Source organism: Pseudomonadota bacterium (assembly GCA_022361155.1).
GTDB lineage: Bacteria > Myxococcota_A > Polyangia > Polyangiales > JAKSBK01 > JAKSBK01.
The window spans coordinates 1-18,058 of record JAKSBK010000566.1 but is presented as its reverse complement, the minus strand read 5'-3'; the positions used below and the strand labels follow the sequence as shown (position 1 = coordinate 18,058).

Below are 18,058 nucleotides of genomic sequence, written 5' to 3'. Positions count from 1 at the left end.
TCAGAATGGATGCCAGAGCCAGCGCGCCCGGAGAAAAAACCGCAGGAATAGCAGCGCTATTTTGAGGATTTTTTCGAGGCCGTAAGCGGCTATGGCGCCATTCTGGGCAGGAACAAAGCTAGCGACGCAGGGCGTCGAGCGCGACCCGCAGGTCGTGCGGCAGCTCGCTGGCAAACTCCAGGTAGCGGCCGCTCAGCGGGTGGCGGAAGCCAAGGGTGCTGGCGTGTAGGGCCTGGCGACCGAGCTTCAACGCCGCTGCCCTCAGGCGCGGATCCCTGGGCGCTCGCCCGTAGACCGGGTCGCCCAGCAGAGGGTGGTCGCGCTCGGCAAGCTGCATTCGAATCTGGTGCGTGCGTCCGGTCTGCAGACGGCAGCGCACCAAGGCGCACGCGTGGAGCGGCTCCAGGACCTGCACCTCGGTTATGGCACGCCGGCCTCGCTGCAGTCTGGAGGTGAAGCGCTTTCGATCCACCGGGTGACGGCCGTGGAGTGTATCGAGGTGTAGCTTCGTCGGCACCTGACCACGCGCGATCGCGTGATACTGGCGTTCGATGTCGTGGGCCTGGAATTGGCGGCGAAGTGCCTGCTGCGCTTCGTGGGCTTTCGCTACGACCATCACGCCGCTAGTGTCCTTGTCGAGTCGGTGCACGATGCCAGGACGCACCGGATCGCTGCCAACCAGCTCCGTGAGCCGCTCGGCCAACGCATTGACGAGCGTGCCCGTCGCGTGTCCTGGGCCGGGATGGACCACGAGTCCGGCCGGCTTGTCGATCACGATGAGGTGGGTGTCTTCGAACAGCACGTCGAGCGCGATGACCTCGGCGCCGAGCTCCACAGGCTCGGCTGGCGGTGGATGCACGTGCACGACAGCACCGGTGCGAGGCCGGGTATTCGCCCGAACGGGTGTTCCATCGACCAGAACGCGGCCCTCGACAAGCCAACGCTTCCAGGTGGAACGCGACAGCCCGGGTTCGCGTGCGACCAGGATCCGATCCAGCCGGCAGCCCACCTCGTCGGGGCGAATAACCAGCTCGAAGGGCTCCCGCGCAGTCAGCGTGTCTCCGCGTCCGCGATCACCACATCTTGGACTCAACGTGCGCTTTGGATCGAACCAGAATGTCGATGACCGCGCGATCGTAGAAGTTACGTGCAAACAGCTCTGGGGTCACTCTGCTCTTGAACAGTGCACGCCCCTCCTCGAGCTCTTCCGAGAGCACTTCGAAGAGGTTGTCGTTGCTGATCCCCTCCACAACCTTCTCTTCGTTGTACAGTGAAAGATCGCTGGCTATCGCCCTTGCAAGCCGCCGTGCCGCCTCGTCCGACTCGATCAGCGCCATCGTGCCTCCGGGGGGTGAACCGCGTGTGTTGCTCCATCCACACCCGACGTGACAAATATCGCGCCGCTGCCCGACTGTCAAAAAGACCTTGTCTTCCCCCAGCCGCCCTGTCTTCCCCAACCGCCCTGTCTTCCCCCAGCCGCCCTGTCTTCCCCTAGCCGCCCTATCTTCCCCCAGCCGCTATCGATCCGAACCGCCGCCATCAATTCGAACCGCGCCGCGCCGAACCAGCTGCGGCGGATGCACCGTGGTGTCGACCACGGTGGAGGGCAGCCCGCCGGGCGCGGTGCCGGCGACGGCGGCGTCGAGCTCGGCGCCGAAAACCACTCGGGCGTGCTCGCCGTCCCGGGCCACGGCCTGCCCGCTCAGATTGGCGCTGGTGGCCGTCAGCGGTGAGCCGAAGGCACGCACGAGCTCGCGAGCTGGGCTGGGCCCCGGAATCCGCACCCCGATCTTGCCGTCCTTGCTCAGGGCGGCTGGCAAACCGGCGCGCACCCGCACGAGCACAGTCAGCGGTCCTGGCCAGCAGCGGTCCGCGAGCGAGCTGGCCGCCTCGGGGAACTCCCTCGCCACCGCAGAAACACTGCGTGGCGACGGGATCAGCACCGCAAGCGGCACGCCGTCGGGACGGTTCTTTAGCAGGCACACCTTGGCGACCGCCGCTTCGCTCAGGGCGTCGGCGAGAAGCCCCATCTGGGTCTCGGTCGCGCACGCAACAACCCCTCCGCCTCGGAGCACATCGACTAGTGCCTCGAGCTCGTCGGCGGCGATCACTGCGCTAGCCGGGCGCCCCAGCCGATGTCGCTGCGGTACTGCTTGCCCTCGAATTCGATACAGTCGGCGGCCGCATAGGCACGTGTGGCGGCTTCGGTCACTCCAGGCCCCCTGGCGGTTACGCCGAGCACACGTCCGCCCGCGGTCACCAGCTGCCCGCGCTCGCTGCGGGTAGCCGCGTGGAAGACCTCGACACCCGCCCCTCCTGCGGCGTGCTCGACCCCAGCGATAGGAACGCTCGCAGCTTGGCTGAACGGATAGCCCGCGGAGGCGAGCACCACACACACGGACGCCGGCGCCCCCCAGGCAGCCGCAAAGCCCGCGAGCTCGCCTCGCACAGCGCCATCGAGCAAGGGCAAGATGTCCCCGTGCCAGCGGCTCATCAGCACCTGGGTCTCGGGATCGCCGAAGCGCACGTTGTACTCGAGTACCAGCGGCTCGCCCTCCACGATCATGAGCCCGAGGAAGAGAGCGCCGCGATAGGGCATATCCTCGCTGGCCATACCGGCCAGGGTGGGCTCTACGATTCGCTGCAGGATCTTGCGCTCGAGCTCCGGTGTAACCAGCGGAGGCGGCGAGTACGCACCCATGCCGCCCGTATTGGGGCCCCGATCGGCATCCAGCAGCCGCTTGTGGTCCTGGGCCGCGGCCAGGGGCACGTAGTGCTTGCCGTCGGCCACAACGTGGTAGCTGACCTCCTGCCCCGTCAAGCGCTCTTCGAGCACCACGCGCGCGCCGGCCTCGCCGAACCTGCGCCCGCGCATCATCTGATCGATCGCCTGCAGCGCCTCGGCGTGCGTGGCTGGCACGACCACCCCCTTGCCTGCGGCCAGGCCGTCCGCCTTGACCACCGGAGGCTGCTGGCGACGCTGCAGATGAGCTTCCGCCTGCTGCGGATCGCTGAAGGCAGCCCAATCGGCCGTAGGGATAGCGTGCCGGGTCATGAACCGCTTCGCGAAGATCTTCGAGCCCTCGAGACGCGCCGCTCGGCGGGAGGGTCCGAACGCCCGGATCCCCGCCGCCGCCAAGGCGTCCGTGACGCCGTTCACCAGCGGAGCCTCGGGTCCCACCACAACCAAATCGGCCGCATGCGCGCGAGCACACGCCACGATCGCCTCGTTGTCCCCCACCGAAACCTCGACCGACTGCGTGATGGCAGCCGTTCCCGCGTTGCCCGGAGCGCAAAGCACGCTGCTTACCTCGGGCGACTGGCTCAGCTTCCACGCCAACGCGTGTTCCCTGCCCCCGCTGCCGATCACTATGGTCCTCATCGTGGCGCCCTGGGTCCGTGTGTAGCCGATACGGTTCCAGGAATCGACCGATTCGGCGTCATGAACACAAAGTGAAGCGCTAGCACCGCCGCACGCGAACGAGCTATTCTCGGGCGGAAGCAGCCGGAGGAGCCCATGCCCAAGCTCGACGAAACGCGCCCATTCAGGCCAGTGAACATCGCCATCCTGACCGTCTCGGACACTCGCTCCGAGCAGAGCGACAGGTCCGGAGCCACGCTCGAGGAGCGGGCCCGAGCCGACGGTCACAACGTAGTTGCGCGCTGCATCGTGACGGACGACCAGCAGGCTATCGAATCGCAGCTGCGACGCTGGATCGCCGACAGCAACGTCGAGGTCGTCATCAGCACGGGGGGAACCGGGGTCACCGCCAGGGATGTCACCCCGGAAGCATTCCAAGCGCTATACGACAAAGAGATCCCGGGCTTCGGAGAGGCTTTCCGTTGGCTGAGCTACGAGCAAATCGGCATCTCCACCATCCAGTCGCGCTGCACGGGCGGCATCACCCAAGGGACCTTCCTCTTCGCATTGCCCGGATCTCCGGGGGCCTGCCGCGACGGCTGGGACCAGATCCTGCGCCATCAGCTGGACTATCGGTTCCGCCCCTGCAACTTCGTGGAGCTCATGCCGCGAGCCGCTCCCGCACGGTCCGGCGACTGACGCTCCACGCCCGTACGGCGTAGGCCCAGCAAGGCTCCTCGAAGGGGCCGCGGACTGAACCGTCGAGTCACTAGCCCTACATGGGCTGGTACCCTCTGCCTCGTCCCGCCGCCAGCAGCGATGTCAGGGCTAGCCCGGCGTCCGCCCGCGTGCGACGCCGTTTCCGCCACGGTTTTCAAGAAGAACGCAGATCACGACTGTGGCTTTCTGACCACACCGGAACTGCGGACGATCGCAAACCGTGGCGCGCTCGCCTCGTAACGTGGTCGCGGCCCCCGTGGACCAGCACGGTTGCAGGACCCTGGCGACGCGGTGAAAGCTACGGCACATGTCTTGCTTCTCCCTGGGCCGTGGTTGCCGAGAATCAGGGAGCGGCACAAATGAATCCAGCTTCTGCTTGTATCGAGACCCAGCCTATCCGATGCGCGCGGCAGAGTTTCGGATCGCTTGCAGCCAAGTATCGTAACCTGGTCCGAAGCCACCTGGCCCGCCTTGGTGTCACAGCGTCGAGCCTGGACGACGCGCAACAGGACGTGCTTGTCGGTGTTTGGCTCGGGCAGGCAAAGTTTGCTCGACGCTCGAGCGTGGGCACCTGGATCTCCGGTGTGTGTCGCAACGTCGCCTCCGAGTACAAACGCCGGGCGCAACGGCAGCGAAAGCTGGAGTACATCGATGGCAGGCAGCCCAGCTCGGCGAGCAGTCCCGAGCAGCGCTGTGCCTGGACACAAGAAGCGAGGCGGGTCGGACGACTCCTGCAAGGCCTCGATCACACCAGGCGCGACACGCTAATCGAGGTGGCCCTGGAGCATCGGGCTGTCGCCGAGGTTGCCCGCGAGCAGGGTGTCACGCCCGCAGCCGTGTACGCACGTTTGCGGTCGGCGCGGTCGCTGCTCGAGCGGCAACTGCGCATCCTGGAAGCCCGAGACCGCTCGCACCTCACCGCGATCCCAAACGCCGCCACCTAAACCCCCATTTCAAGCTGCGCTGCGAGGACGAAAGCCGCCATGGCGCCATCCTTCGTGCCTTTCCACGACTTCGTGTCTGGACAGAATGGATGCCAGGGCGAGCGCGCCCGAAGCAGCGGAGCGATGGAATAGCAGCGCTATTTCAAGCTGCGCTGCGAGGACGAAAGCCGCCATGGCGCCATTCTGGCCAGACACGAGCTAGCGTGGGGCGCCGTTGGCGATCCACTCAACAATAGCACAACGCACTTGCGGGCTAAGCTGGCCGCCAGGCGGCATCTGGAAATCCGCTTTCCCGGACTCCAGACGCCGCATCAGGGGACTGCACTCGGGATCGAAGGGGATGACGCGGCCGCCTTGCAGCAGCGATCGAAAAGCCGTGTTCTCGTCTGCAGCGAGAATCAGGCCACCGGCCGAAGCGTTAGGCGAGTGGCACATGAGCCCCTCGACCGTACCGCAGCTTCCGCTACCGAGCGTCTCGAGGTAGATGCGGTCGAAGGTCGGCATGTACTGGAGATTGCACTCGCCCTGCGAGGCGCGAGGCAATTGCGCCACGCATGCAGGTTCGCCGGATCCCCCGCAGGCTACAACGGTCACGATCAGCGCCAGGCAGGGTATGACGCGGGAGCGGGCGCGCATGGCTTCGGATAGAGAGCCGCCGGACTGCTTCAGGCCGCGCATTGCTTCGGGTAATGGGCGGCCGGACTCCGGCCGCGCATTGCTTTGCCTCGGGTAATGGGCGGCCGGACTCCGGCCGCCCAGGGCAGCCGACCGCTCCTGCGGCGGTCGACCGCACGCTGTGGGCTACTGGCAGGTAACCGTCGCCGTGCCCGCAGGCATGCCTCCGCTGCCCGAGGGAGCGCTCGCCGTCACGGTGGTGGTGCCAGCCGAGCCGCACGTCACGAGCCCTTCGCTGCTTACCGTGGCGGAGCTGGACGCTGGCGTAGACCACGTCGTGCTCGCATCAGAGGTAATCTCGTTGCGAGTTCCGGCGCTGAAGACACCCCAAGCCCGCAGCTGACCGGTGCCGCCCACGGACAGGGCCAGCGTGCTCGGCAGCACCTCGACCGAGCTCAGCGTCTCGTTGGACACCACAACCGGAATCACGTCCATGAGCGTGCCCAACGTCGCCGTAACGTTGGCCGTGTCGACAGCTACCGTGGTCAGCAGACCCTCGCTGCCGGCAGCGTTGCTGACATCGACGACGCCGGTGTTTGCGGAGCTCCAGTTGGTATCTCGGCTGACGCAATACTGCACCCCGCCCAGCGTGACCTCGGCGTACAGACTGGTCTCGGTGTTGCCAAGCACGACCCTCGCTTCGGGCGCACCGTTGTTGATGAACAGGTTCGACGCCGCGCCGCCAACGACGCTGAGCGTCATATTGGCGGTCGTGCTGCCACTGGTCGCCGTGATCGTAACGCTGCCTGCGCTACCGGTGGTGATCATACCGGTTGAATCGACCGTGGCTATCGCGTCGTCGCTGGAAGACCAGGTCACCTGGCCGATGAGGGGGGCCGTGCGGCCGTCCGAGAAGGTGCCCATGGCGTGAGCCATGAGCCTGCGACCTCCGGCCGGATGCGAGGGACTCACGGTCGAACTCAGCGCACAATCGGCCGCCGTGCTGTCCTCGGCGCTGAGCGCGATGCTGCTCAGCACGCCCGAAGTTACGCGAGCGTTGACCGTGGCTTCCAGCGTACCTAACGACGCCGATACCAGGACGGTCAAGCCGCCGGTCTCGTTCACCCCGCGCATCCTACCGCCGCCCTGCTCCGCCAGCGCGGTGGCATTGAGGCTCTGCCACGTCACCACGCTGGTGATGTCGTGGGTGGTGCCGTCGCTGTAGTTGCCGGCCGCCATGTACTGCAGCGTGGTGCCGACCGGAACATCCGCGCCGTCAGGCGAGATGCTGATGCTGGTCAGGGAAGCCGAGCTTACCGTCACGGGCACGTTTACCGTCAGCGCGCCGCCGCTACCCACGTTCGTGCACAGCGCGCTGCTTGTGTAGGTGAGGCTGACCGTCGATGAACCCGGGGCCGTGGTGACAGGCCTGTAGCTGTTCGCGCTCGAGGGGGCAGGCATGACCCCCGGCTCGCTGCTCGACCACGCCGATTCCGCAGCGTCGGTCACATCGATGGTGGGTCCGTCCGACAGGAGGGCCGTTGCCACGAACTGCACCGGCACGCCGGCAGGTCGCCCCAACGTTGCGGGCTGTATCGTGATGCCCGTGATGCAGGCGCTGCTGACCGTAATGGTCGCCTCGCCGAACACCTGGCCGAGGGTGGCCCGCACTTGCGTGCTGCCCTGGCCCGCTCCGATCGCGACGCCGGAGGAGTCTACGGTGGCCACATTGCCATTGGCCGTAGACCAGGTGACCTGCCCGCTCACGTCCGAGGTGTTGTTGTCGGAGTAGGTGCCTTCGGCCGTAAACGTCTGGGTCAAGCCCTCCGCGACCGTAACCGGGTGAGGCGAGAGGGCGATCGAGGCGAGCGTCGCCGCGTTCACGTTCGCCAGCGCGCTGCCCGTCTTGCCGTCCTTGCTGGCCGTGACCGAAGGGTCCTCCGATCCGATGCTGTTCGGCGTGGGCGTTTGCGCAACGAAGCTGGCCAGACCCGAGCTGCTCACCGACACCTTGGTCGCGTCGGTCGACGCCCAGGTGACCTGGTCCGTCAGATCGAACTGCTGCGTCGGGTTGATGTAGAGCCCGGTGGCCTTGAACTGCTCCTGGAAGCCCACGGGCTTGCTCGCGCTGCCGGGCGCCAGCGTGATGGTGTCGAGGGTCGCCCCGTTCACCGCCAGCGAGAAGGTGCCCGCGATGACGCCTTGTGCCGCCTGAATGATCGCGGTGCCCGGGGTCGTGGTGGTGACCATACCCTTGCTTCCGGGGTCGTTGCTCACAGCCGCAACCGCGGCCAGGCTCGAGCTCCAGGTCACCTGCTCCGTGATATCGGCTGTGGGTCCGGTGCTGAACGCGCCCGTGGCTATGCAGTCGGTCATGAACAGCGCCGGAATCCCGGATGCGGGAACCTCGGGACAGCTGACCGCGATGCCGGTCAGCACCCGCTCGTCCACGGCCACGCTCGCGGTGGCAGTGATGGGAGAGGTCACCTGATCGCACACGGTGCCACCGGATAGGGAGGCGGTCACCGTGCAGGAGCCCGGAGCCACACCCTGAACCGTGCCTCCTGTTACGGTACACACGCCGTTGTCGCTCGTGCTCCAGGTTACCCCGCCGACATTGGTGGTGGTCGATCCATCGGAACGCCTGCCGGAAACCGTCAGCGTCCCGCTACGCCCGGCATTCACGGTCAAGCTCGACGGTGAAATGCTGAGCCCGTCGAAGCAGGTCCCGCTGATGCTCAGCCCGCGCACGTCGGACAGAGCCAGGAAGGTGACCTTGATGTTGGCGCTGCCTCCGCCCGCGACCGCCCCCGCGGTCGCCCTGCCCTCGTTGGGGGGCGAGCTGCTGATCGAGAGCACGCCGGCTGGCATTGGCGCCTCCACAGTCCAGGAGCTCGCGGTGGTCACGTCACATTCCCCGCTTCCGTGAATCACAAAGGCCCGGAAGTCGCGAAACGCGCCGATCTGCAAGTCGCCGAAGCCGGCCGTCGCACGGATCTCGACCGCCGTCAGGGACAGCGACGCACTCACCGTGAGCGTGCGAGACGCGGCGCTCGACGAAGCCGAAGCGCAGACGCCGCCGAGGCAGGCGTCGATCACTGCCGAGCCCGCCTTGTGGGCGTGCAAGTAGTGCCTGCGTGAGCCGCTGCCCGTCTTGAACGACGCCACCGTGGCGTCGCTGGTGGACCAGGTGACGTCCGCAGTCACCGGGGCGGTGGAGTCATCGGTGTAGGTGGCCGTGGCCGTATAGCCGATATCGACACCCACCGGGTAGTTGCCCTCGAAGGCGCACGCCGTGCCCGCAGCCACGTTGGTGTCGACGTTGATCGCGATCTTGGTGATCTGCTTGTTCACCACGGTTAGCTGGGCCGTGCCCGTGAGCGAAGAGTTCGACGCGATGACCGACGTCGTGCCTTCGGCCTTCGCCAGGATCGTGCCCTTGGGGGCGGTCGGCTCGGCTAGACCGGGATTGACGGTGCTCCAGTCGGTCCCCGTAGCCGTGGTGATGTCGTGACTGGTCCCGTCGCTGTAGTTGCCCGTCGCAGCAAACGACGCGCTGGAACCCAGGGGAACCGTCTGCGAGGTGGGGTTCACGCTGATGCCCGTCAGTGTGGCGCCGCTGACCGTGAACGTGGTTTCGGCGCTGATCGCCGTGCAACCTCCGTCGGCCACCGAAATGCTGGCGGTAACCGTCTCGCTGCCTGCGGCGATGCCTGTCACCATGGCACCCGTGACATCCACGGCCCCGCCGCTGACCCCGGAGAACTGGACTCCAGGATAGGTGGTGGTGGTACTGCCGTCGCTCATGCTGACCGAGGTCGACAGCTGCTTGGTGACGCCCACTGGGATCGTCGGATCGAGCGGCGCCACCGTGAGGCTCTCGGCGCACGCGCCCGTGACCGTCAGAGACTGCGAGTCGCTCAGGGTGCCCAGCGTGGCGGTTACCGTGGCCGATGCGCCGCTCGCTGCGCCCGGCAGGGCCATGGCCAGACCCGCACTGCCCGCGGCGTTGGATACGCTTGCCACAGCCGTGTTGCTGACGGTCCACAGAGCGGCCCCGGTCACGTCGTAGGTTCCGCCAGAGCTGACGGCACCGCAGGCAGGGTAGCTCGCCAGAGCCTGGAACTGACGGCTGACCCCCTTGGGCACGGTGACGCCAGCGGGGATAACCGTGAGCCCGTCGAATGCGCAGTCGATCACCGCCACCGCGACGCTGGCCGACTTGCCCCCGAAGCTGACCGTGATCGTGGCCGAAGCCGAGTTGCCCGAACCGGTCCCGCCGGCTTCGAGCCCGGTAACAAGACCCTTGCTGCCGGCCGCGCTGCTAACCTGCGCGATGGTCGGGGCAGACGACGAGTAGCTGGCAAGCTCGGCACTGATGGGCCGTGAGCTTCCATCGGTGTAGGTCGCCTGCAGGCTGATCTGCCCGGTACGGCCTTCGGGCAGCGTGGGAGCGTCGATGCTCGCCGTGATCGAGGCCACCTCGGTCGAGACCACGGTGAGCGACGCGCTGTTCGTGATGGAGCCGCGCGTGGCGTGGATGGTAGCCGAGCCGAACATCACTGCGGTGGCCAAGCCTTGACTGCCGGCTGCAGTGGAAACCGTCGCCACCGCGGCGGCGCTGCTCCTCCAGGTGGTGCGGGAGTCGTTGGTCAGGTCGTGGCTGCTGCCGTCGGAGAAGCGACCCGTGGCAGTATACTGCAGGGTCTCTCCCTGGTTGATGGTCTGAGAGCCCGGCTGGACGTCGATGCTGGACAGCGTGGCGCCGGTGACCGTGAGCGTGGTGGTCCCTGTCTGGCCGGTTCCAGGGTGCGTGGCGGTGATGGTGGCCATCCCCGCAGCAAGGGCCTCGGCCAAACCTCGGCTCAGCTCCGCGTTCGAGATGCTGACCACGGTGGACGCGCTGCTGCTCCACGTGACTTCCGCGGTGATGTCTCTGGTGCTGCTGTCGCTGAAGGTGCCCACTGCCCGGTACGCCACCTTGAGCGTAGCTGGAACACTCTCTGAAGCTGGCGACACCTCGATGCTCGTCACCGCAGCATCGCTTGTCCGCAGAGCGACGGGCAACGAGGCTATCATCGTGCCCATGCGGTCGTTGAAGCTGGCTGTGATCTGGGTCACGCCGTCGGCTACCGCTTCAACCTGACCCTTGTTCCCGGCGGCATTCGAGACCGTGGCCGCGGCCTCGTTGGAGCTCGTCCAGGTGACGTTGGCATCCGAGGTCACGTCCACGGTGGAGCCATCGCTGTAGTGCATCGTGGCCCTGAAGTTCTGCGTCAGGCCCTTGGCCAGCACCGGCGGTGCGGCCGGCGTCACCTCCAGGCGCGTGGGCGAGGCGGTCACCACGATCGCCGCCGTCGCCACGACGGTCTCGCCGCCGCGTGTGTAGGTAGCGGTGATCGTCGCCGGTGCCCCGGCGTCGGTCTTTGCCTTGCCGAGCACCTGCCCCGCCGCAACCGTAGCCTTGCTCTCGTCGGAGCTCGCCCACATGGTCTGTGTGGTCACGTCAGCTGCCGTGTTGTCGGAGAACGTGGCCGTCGCCATCAGGCTCACGGTTCCGTTGACCGGCACGGTGGCCGTGGCCGGAGTTAGGCTGAGCGAAAGGGGCACCGCGTCGGCGACTACTACGGTCAGCATGCCGGTCTGGTCACCCAGCGTAGCCGTGATGTTGACGGTACCGGAGGCGACACCCATGACCACTCCGTCGGCATCCACGGTGGCGATGCCGGTCTGCTCGCTCGCCCACATGACGTCGTTGGTGATCTCTTGCCGGGAAGCGTCGTCGTAGATCCCGGTCGCCACGAGTTGAGCGGTCGTGCCCGGCAGGACGCTGGTCGTCCCCGGTGTCCTGTACGTCACCTCGATCGCCAGCAGCATCGGCGCCTTCACGGTAAGAAGGGCCGTGCCCATCACGCCGCTCGGATCCATGGCGGTCACCATTGCCATGCCGGGCGCGACGCCGTTGAAACGGCCCGAAACCACAGGGTCCGGAACCGCCACGCTCGGGTCGCTCGAAAGCCACTGCGCGATCCCGGTGACGGAACGGTTGGTCCCGTCTGTATAGATGGCGGTCGCAGTGAAATTCGCCGACGTGCCGACGGCGATCACCTGGTCCGGTGGGCTGATCTGGACCTCATCCACCTGGGGCCTGTCCGTGACGGTGATGGTGGCCTGCGACGTGAGAGGCATGTTGTCGCCGAGGCGCACCACGGTTGCCACCACGTCCGCCACGCCGGGCGATGTGCCGGGCGCGACCACACCGGTTGGACTGACGTTCACGATGTTCGGATCGGACGATGCCCACATGGCCATGGCAGTCACGTCGATCCTCATGCCGTCTTCGAAGTTGCCCGTCACCGTCAGCTGAATGCTCTCGGGGCTGCCGATCTCCAAGCTGCCGGAGACGGGACTCACCTCGATGGACTCGAGCTCGGCAAGTGGGGGCGCCGGGAGGGGATCCCGCCCATCGTCGTCGCAGCTACAGCCCGCCAGGGAGCCTGAAAGCGCCAGCGCGCAAGCCAGGGTCCCGATCCGCCAATCCTTCCGTATACGCATAAGCTTTGTCTCCTGAGTCGCTGTGACGATCCTATTGGGGGGTAGTTGAATCCGTTTCATCTCGCAGCTGCATAGGTGTCCGCTCACACCAAGGCATAGGTGTCTGTTCACGCCAGTGCATAGGTGTCTGTTCACGCCAGCGGCCTACCCGCAGGCCCGCGGCAACGCCGGACCGGCTTGAATGCCCGCTGCGTAAACGGTGCCCCACCCGGTAACACCAGAGAACGGTTGCAACGGTGCGCGCGGTTACCACATCCCGTAACGGAGGCATCCGGCACACGTGTGTGCACGACCTATACAGCCCTCGAGCAGGGTGGACACCCCACGAACCCATTCGAATCATATTTCGGCCCCGGCTAGTCGAGAATGAGTGTGCCGATTTGAAACAAAAATGGAAGAGGTTTGTGCTTTTTTTTCACCGAGCCCCGAAGCAGCCGCCTCGCAACCCGCGCACGATGCGAAGATTCGAGCTTCCACCAGCGGCATTTGAAGGTGGGCCCGCCGCAGGGGCCGTGAGGTCTGCTGGCGCAGGGTGACGCCCTGCCGCATACTCGCGCCCGCAACGGCAGGAGGGTTTGTGGCAAGCAGCATCGGTCATTTGTTTCGCGCAACGACCTTCGGTGAGTCGCACGGTGGCGGGGTTGGTGTGATCGTCGACGGCTGCCCGGCCCGACTGGCGCTCGACGCGCAGGAGATCCAGGCGGACCTGGATCGCCGGCGCCCCGGACAGAGCGGACTGACGACCCCGCGGCGCGAAGCGGATCGGGTCGAGATCCTATCCGGCCTTTTCGAGGGGCTGACACTGGGAAGCCCCATCGCCATGCTCGTGCGCAACCAGGACGCCCGGCCACAAGCGTACGAGCCGATCAAGGACCTGTACCGACCCTCCCACGCGGATTACACCACGCAGGCCAAGTACGGCATCCGCAACTGGCAGGGAGGCGGGCGCGCGAGCGCGCGCGAAACCATCGGGCGCGTGGCGGCGGGCGCCGTAGCGAGGAAACTGCTGCGTTGCGCGGCAGGCGTCGAGGTCGTTGCCTGGGTTCGCAGCATCCATGGGCTCGAGGCGAATGTGCATCCCGGCCAGGTGCAGGCTCAGGAGGTCGAGGCAACCCCGGTGCGCTGCCCGGATCCGATCGTCGCAAAGGACATGATCGAGCGCATCGAGGAGGCCAAGCGCCAGCAGGATTCCCTGGGTGGCGTCGTCGAGTGCGCCGCGCGGGGCGTCCCGCCGGGCCTGGGAGAGCCCGTCTTCGACAAGCTCGAGGCCGATCTGGCAAAGGCGCTGCTGTCGCTGCCCGCTTGCAAGGGCTTCGAGGTAGGCAGCGGCTTCGCCGGCACCCAGCTACGCGGCAGCGAGCACAACGACGCTTTCGTGCCCGGTACGCACGGGCAGCCGCGGACCCCCAGCAACCGGTCCGGCGGCATTCAAGGTGGCATCAGCAACAGTGAGCCCATCGTATTGCGGGCTGCCTTCAAGCCCACGGCCACGATCTCCCAGGCACAACAGACCGTGGACCGTCACAACAGGCCGGTAACTCTGCAGGCCCGTGGCCGGCACGACCCGTGCGTGCTGCCACGGGCCGTGCCCATGGTGGAAGCAATGGTGCTGCTCGTACTCGCTGACCATTGGCTGCGCCAGCACGCGCTGGACGTGCTTCTCCGCCTGAAGGAGGGCCCGGCGGAGACGTAACGGGAGCCGAACGGACTACCGGCCCCATTTGAGGAACCGGGGAGTGTATGCTGGCAACGTGACCCACCCCATCAAGAAACCGAAGAGCGCCTCGCCGTATTTCGATCGGCGTGTGCCAGGCGCGTCGTGCCCTGGCCGCACACCGCGTGCAGCGCCGTGTCTTGGCGCTGCGCTGCGTGTGGCGCTGTTGTGTTGCCTCGTGCTGGTCGGAGCCTGCGTTGGCCGGCTCGATGGTGACCACTGCAGCTTTTTCCCGGGAACCTACTTTCCATCGTTCTTCGTGCTGGACGGCGATTGCCCGCCGCACGCCGACTACGGCAAGTTGGAGCTCGATCTCGGAGACACGATCCAGCAGAGCCTGGGTCGAAACGTCGCGATCACCACGGTTGGTCGGCAGGGATGTAGGATTTCAGTAAAGCACAAGATGACCATGGTAGAAGACGAGTTCGAAGGCGACTTCATCCCGGTGGGTGGTGGTGAGTTTCTGGAGGGAACGGTCGTGCGTCGTGCCAGGCTCCCAGCCAAGGTTTGTACGTCCACGTATTTCGTTGTGCTGACCCAGGAGGCGCGAGTCGCCTCCTTGATCGGTCGCACCGGAACGGCTGACACTGCGGCCCCGTGAGGGACGGGTCAGGGCGCAGCCACCACCGGCAGCTCGGCCGCGGGCGCAGCCGGCATGCTGGCCGGACCGCTATCGGCTCTCCGCGACGCGAACATGACCACCACGGCGAGGGTAGCGACCACAGTCCCCGCGCCCAGCCAGAACCATCCGCTCTCGACCAGCGACGCTCCCTGCCCGTTCCAGTGCGCATCGTCCTGGGCCCGGCAGGCGGCCCGCGCAACCTCTAGGGGTGAAGGTATGTGCGTGTGGGCGGGCAGCAGGATCTCCCTTGCCTCGCCCTCCGCCAAACGGACTTCACCGGCCGCCAGCAGGTGACCGTGACGTTCGATCAGAAACCGGTGTGACCCTGGATCCACGGCAACGGCCGCATCCAACTGCGCCCCCGACAACCTTCTGCCGTCGAGCAGAACCGCGAGCCCGTTCACCGCTTCACCCGGAGCAAAGGTCAAGGAGGCCAGCCCGGGCAGCACGCGCTGCAGCAGATCGTCCGCGGCGCGACGAACGCCGGGATCCTCGGCCGCCGTATGGATCGTGCGCAACAACTCCGAGGCCTCCGTCAAGCTACCGAGCTCGACCAGCGCCGCCGAGAGATTGTAGGTCACAACGTCGGAAGCACGCAGGGACAGGGAGCGCCGAAAACGCTCGGCGGCCTTTCCCCACCTCCCCGCATCGGCGTGAGCGACCCCGTCCCGAAACAGCTCGCGGGCAGCCGCGGTGTTTCCCGATCGCTCGGACGTCTTGGCGCCGGAGCGCGCGGGCGATCCCTGCGCGGGTGCGGAAACCACCCCGGAGACCTTGACGCTGCTCGCCGGGGCGCCGGCGTCCGGGGCGCCGGCCGGAGCTGCGGGCTGCGCCGGGGGCTCGGCCCGGGCGGGCCCCTCGTACAGCGCCAACAAGGCGCACAGAACGACGGCCTTGCCGCCACGCGCTGGGCGGGCGCGCAGCGCTTCATGGGGTGCCGCCAGCGGTCCGGACATGCCTCCTGTGGTCTACGGCCGACCGCGAGAACCCTTTACGTTCCCCGCCGCGCCTCCCCTCCAGTCCGCCGGGCTCTCATCCGTTAACCGTGGACGAGACCTATGCTGAAGCGAGGCTCAGTGATCGTCGACCGCTATCGGCTGGAGAGCCAGATCGGTGACGGCGGCATGGGTTGCGTTTGGGATGCGACGCAGCTGTCGCTCGAACGTCCAGTAGCGATCAAGTTCCTCTACACGCACGGTTCCAACGCAGAGCTCCAGGCCAAGCGCTTTCTGCGGGAGGCGCGCCTGGCCGCAGCCATCGAGCACCGCAACGTGGTGGACATTCTGGACTTCGGTGTGTCCGAGTGGGGCCAGCCTTTCATGGTGATGTCGCTGCTGCAGGGGGAGACCCTCGCCGACCGGATGGACCGAGAGCCGGCGCTGTCGGTGGACGAGCTCGTGCGCGTGGCGGGCCTGGCGCTGCGGGGCCTGGCGGCAGTGCACGACGCGGGCATCGTGCACCGCGACCTCAAACCCGAAAACGTCTTCCTGGTCGACGCCCCCGATGGCGCTTACCCCAAGCTGCTCGATTTCGGCATTTCGCGCAGCATGATCGCAGAGGAAGGAGACGACGGGCAACGGCGCAAGACCCATCGCTCGCCCCTCACCACCCGCGAAGGCGTCATCGTCGGCACGCCACAGTACATGTCGCCTGAGCAGGCGCGCGGCCTGCGCCGTATCGACGCGCGCAGCGACATCTACGCCATGGGGGTCATACTCTACGAGGCGCTCACGGGACGGTTGCCGTTCGACTCCGAGAACATTGGCGACCTTATCCTCATGATCGTCACGGGCCATGCCGAGCCTATCGGAGCCATGCGCCCCGAAATCGGATCTGCGCTATGTCATGTCGTGACACGTGCGATGCAGCGCCGGCCCGAGGACCGTTTTCAAACTGCGATCCAGATGCAGCAGGCGCTCCTCGACGCTGCCGAGGGCACCACGGACGCCGGCATCGTGCATACGCTATCGATTCTTCCGCGCCCCATGCGCTCGACCTTTCCAGCCAAGGTCGAAGTGCCGCTCATCCCCACGCTGCCTGATCTTACCGGCCCCGGTGGTCCCGGCGATTCGCACTTTGGCGCACTGCGCAGCAGTGCTTCGAGCCGCAACGCTACAACGCCGCTCGATCCCGCACAGACGCTCGAGACCGGCACCGAGGACGACATCGTCACACAGCCGATCCCAAGACCCGACCTGGACTCGCACCCACGCGACCCGTTGGTCGATGTGCTCGCGAAGCGCCTGAAGCCGCTGCCCGCTTACCTGCGCGGCCACTTCGCGCACCTGGCGTCCGCGCCGCAGCTCCGCAGCCAGCGTGCGGCCGCCGCCCTTTTGCTTGTTGCCGGCGTGGCGTTGCTCGCGCTGGCTGCGTTGCGTGGTCCCGCTGCTGACGAGGCCAGCGCGTCGCAGCGGGCCGCGCACAGCGAGCAAGCGACCGCACCACGGCCTGCGGTGGCCCTTTCCGCCACCACCGGCCGCCAGGGAACCACGTCGCACCCGGCGCAACCGCAGTCGGCGGCCCCCGAGAACGTCGTCGCGAAGGCGCCGCGTCCGACACCCAGCAGGTCCGAGGCGCCGGACACACAGGCGGCCGCCGCGACCGAAGCTCCCGAGGACCAAGCGCAAGACACGCCTCCACCATGGGAGCTCGGGATCTTGCCGCAGGCACCGCTCGCCGTCAGCGACGATCCCGCACCAGCCCCCACCGCAACCCCCACGGTCGCAACCCGGACCACCCCGCCCGCACGAGACCCTCGTCCGAACAGGAAGCGCCGCTACCGCAAGCGGTCCAACACGAAGCTGCTGCGCAAGCTCGACTACTAGGCTTTGTCTCACTAGGCTCTGTCTCAAAACCTCGTAGTCTCGTGTAATTGTGTCATTCTCGCGAAAGTGGGAATCCAGCAGTAAGTTCAGGAAGTAAGTTCAGGACATCCATCTTGCGGTGGCACAGAGACGCCGTGTGCAATTCCACCCTCTGCTGCGCTTCAACACGGCTGAGTGGCACAGAGACGCCGCGTGCAATTCCACCCTCTGCTGCGCTTCAACACGGCTGAGTACGTTTCGAGGGGGAAGGCAAATTTTCGCGCGGACCCCACCTGCGTGCTCCGATGCTCTCGGCTCCCCGGCGGGAGGGTCGTGGCCAAGCAGGTGTTCGCTCAGGCTGCGTTGCGCGCGTAGAGATGGCTGGCGGCCCGAACGCCCTTGACGTGCTGCTGGCCCCGGCGGGCGCCTTCCAGTCGGATGCGCTCGACCTGCCCCCCCATCCCGAAGAACGTGCGGGCGTACTGTTGCACCGAGCCGACGAACGTCTCGGCGTTCAGCCCCGCTCGCTCGACCAGCGGGGCTAGCTTCTCGGGCAGCACGCCGCGTTGGTCCGTGCGGATCGCTTGACCCGTGTGGCGCACCAGCTGCTCGTAGTCGTCGAACAGCATCGGAACAGGTTCGCGATCAGGGGTTTCCCGGGGGCTGGCTGCCTCGGGCGCCGCTGGGGACCGAAACGGCAGCAGCTCCGCTAGCTTCGAGCGG

The 18,058-nt window shown here is 66.8% G+C and carries 13 protein-coding genes; 5 read left to right on the top strand and 8 right to left on the bottom strand.

The annotated features are described in order from the left end of the window. Window positions 1-118 precede the first annotated feature (118 nt). The 4 genes from MJD61_21255 to purD all read right to left on the bottom strand — a co-directional run bounded on the left by MJD61_21255 (window position 119) and on the right by purD (window position 3,382). The gene (locus MJD61_21255) at window positions 119-1,093 is read right to left on the bottom strand and encodes an RluA family pseudouridine synthase (GenBank protein MCG8557787.1); all 975 of its coding nucleotides are present in this window, start codon (window positions 1,091-1,093) and stop codon (window positions 119-121) included. Further along, complete coding sequence (locus MJD61_21250; GenBank protein MCG8557786.1) at window positions 1,074-1,337, bottom strand: hypothetical protein; 264 nt, start codon at window positions 1,335-1,337, stop codon at window positions 1,074-1,076. The genes MJD61_21255 and MJD61_21250 overlap by 20 nt, the downstream gene beginning before the upstream one ends. Before the next feature lie 180 nt (window positions 1,338-1,517). Next, on the bottom strand, window positions 1,518-2,111 hold the full coding sequence (locus tag MJD61_21245) for a threonylcarbamoyl-AMP synthase (GenBank protein ID MCG8557785.1): 594 nt from the start codon (window positions 2,109-2,111) through the stop codon (window positions 1,518-1,520). Continuing rightward, window positions 2,108-3,382 (bottom strand): phosphoribosylamine--glycine ligase, encoded by a 1,275-nt coding sequence (purD, locus tag MJD61_21240; GenBank protein MCG8557784.1) that lies wholly within the window; start codon window positions 3,380-3,382, stop codon window positions 2,108-2,110. The genes MJD61_21245 and purD overlap by 4 nt, the downstream gene beginning before the upstream one ends. A gap of 135 nt (window positions 3,383-3,517) precedes the next feature. On the opposite strand from purD, the gene moaB reads away from it, so the two are divergent. Continuing rightward, on the top strand, window positions 3,518-4,060 hold the full coding sequence (moaB, locus tag MJD61_21235; protein ID MCG8557783.1) for a molybdenum cofactor biosynthesis protein B: 543 nt from the start codon (window positions 3,518-3,520) through the stop codon (window positions 4,058-4,060). Window positions 4,061-4,440: 380 nt separating this feature from the next. Then, complete coding sequence (locus MJD61_21230) at window positions 4,441-5,025, top strand: sigma-70 family RNA polymerase sigma factor (protein MCG8557782.1); 585 nt, start codon at window positions 4,441-4,443, stop codon at window positions 5,023-5,025. Between the two features lie 198 nt (window positions 5,026-5,223). On the opposite strand, the gene MJD61_21225 is transcribed toward MJD61_21230, so the two are convergent. Together MJD61_21225 and MJD61_21220 are read right to left on the bottom strand one after the other, a co-directional pair. Beyond that, entirely contained in the window at window positions 5,224-5,703 is a 480-nt protein-coding gene (locus tag MJD61_21225; protein ID MCG8557781.1) for a hypothetical protein, read from the bottom strand. Between the two features lie 123 nt (window positions 5,704-5,826). Next, entirely contained in the window at window positions 5,827-12,195 is a 6,369-nt protein-coding gene (locus tag MJD61_21220) for an Ig-like domain-containing protein (protein MCG8557780.1), read from the bottom strand. 577 nt (window positions 12,196-12,772) lie between these two features. On the opposite strand from MJD61_21220, the gene aroC reads away from it, so the two are divergent. Beyond that, entirely contained in the window at window positions 12,773-13,888 is a 1,116-nt protein-coding gene (gene aroC, locus MJD61_21215) for a chorismate synthase (GenBank protein ID MCG8557779.1), read from the top strand. Window positions 13,889-13,946: 58 nt separating this feature from the next. After that, complete coding sequence (locus MJD61_21210; GenBank protein MCG8557778.1) at window positions 13,947-14,510, top strand: hypothetical protein; 564 nt, start codon at window positions 13,947-13,949, stop codon at window positions 14,508-14,510. A gap of 8 nt (window positions 14,511-14,518) precedes the next feature. Here the strand turns inward: MJD61_21210 and MJD61_21205 are convergent, their stop codons facing one another. Continuing rightward, window positions 14,519-15,487, bottom strand: a complete 969-nt coding sequence (locus MJD61_21205) for a hypothetical protein (protein MCG8557777.1) — start codon at window positions 15,485-15,487, stop codon at window positions 14,519-14,521. A gap of 102 nt (window positions 15,488-15,589) precedes the next feature. Between MJD61_21205 and MJD61_21200 the strand changes: the two genes are divergently transcribed. After that, the gene (locus tag MJD61_21200; protein ID MCG8557776.1) at window positions 15,590-17,356 is read left to right on the top strand and encodes a protein kinase; all 1,767 of its coding nucleotides are present in this window, start codon (window positions 15,590-15,592) and stop codon (window positions 17,354-17,356) included. A 332-nt stretch (window positions 17,357-17,688) separates the two neighbouring features. Here MJD61_21200 and MJD61_21195 read toward each other — a convergent pair. Beyond that, the coding region (locus MJD61_21195) for a hypothetical protein (protein ID MCG8557775.1) at window positions 17,689-18,058 on the bottom strand (370 nt) is incomplete at its 5' end.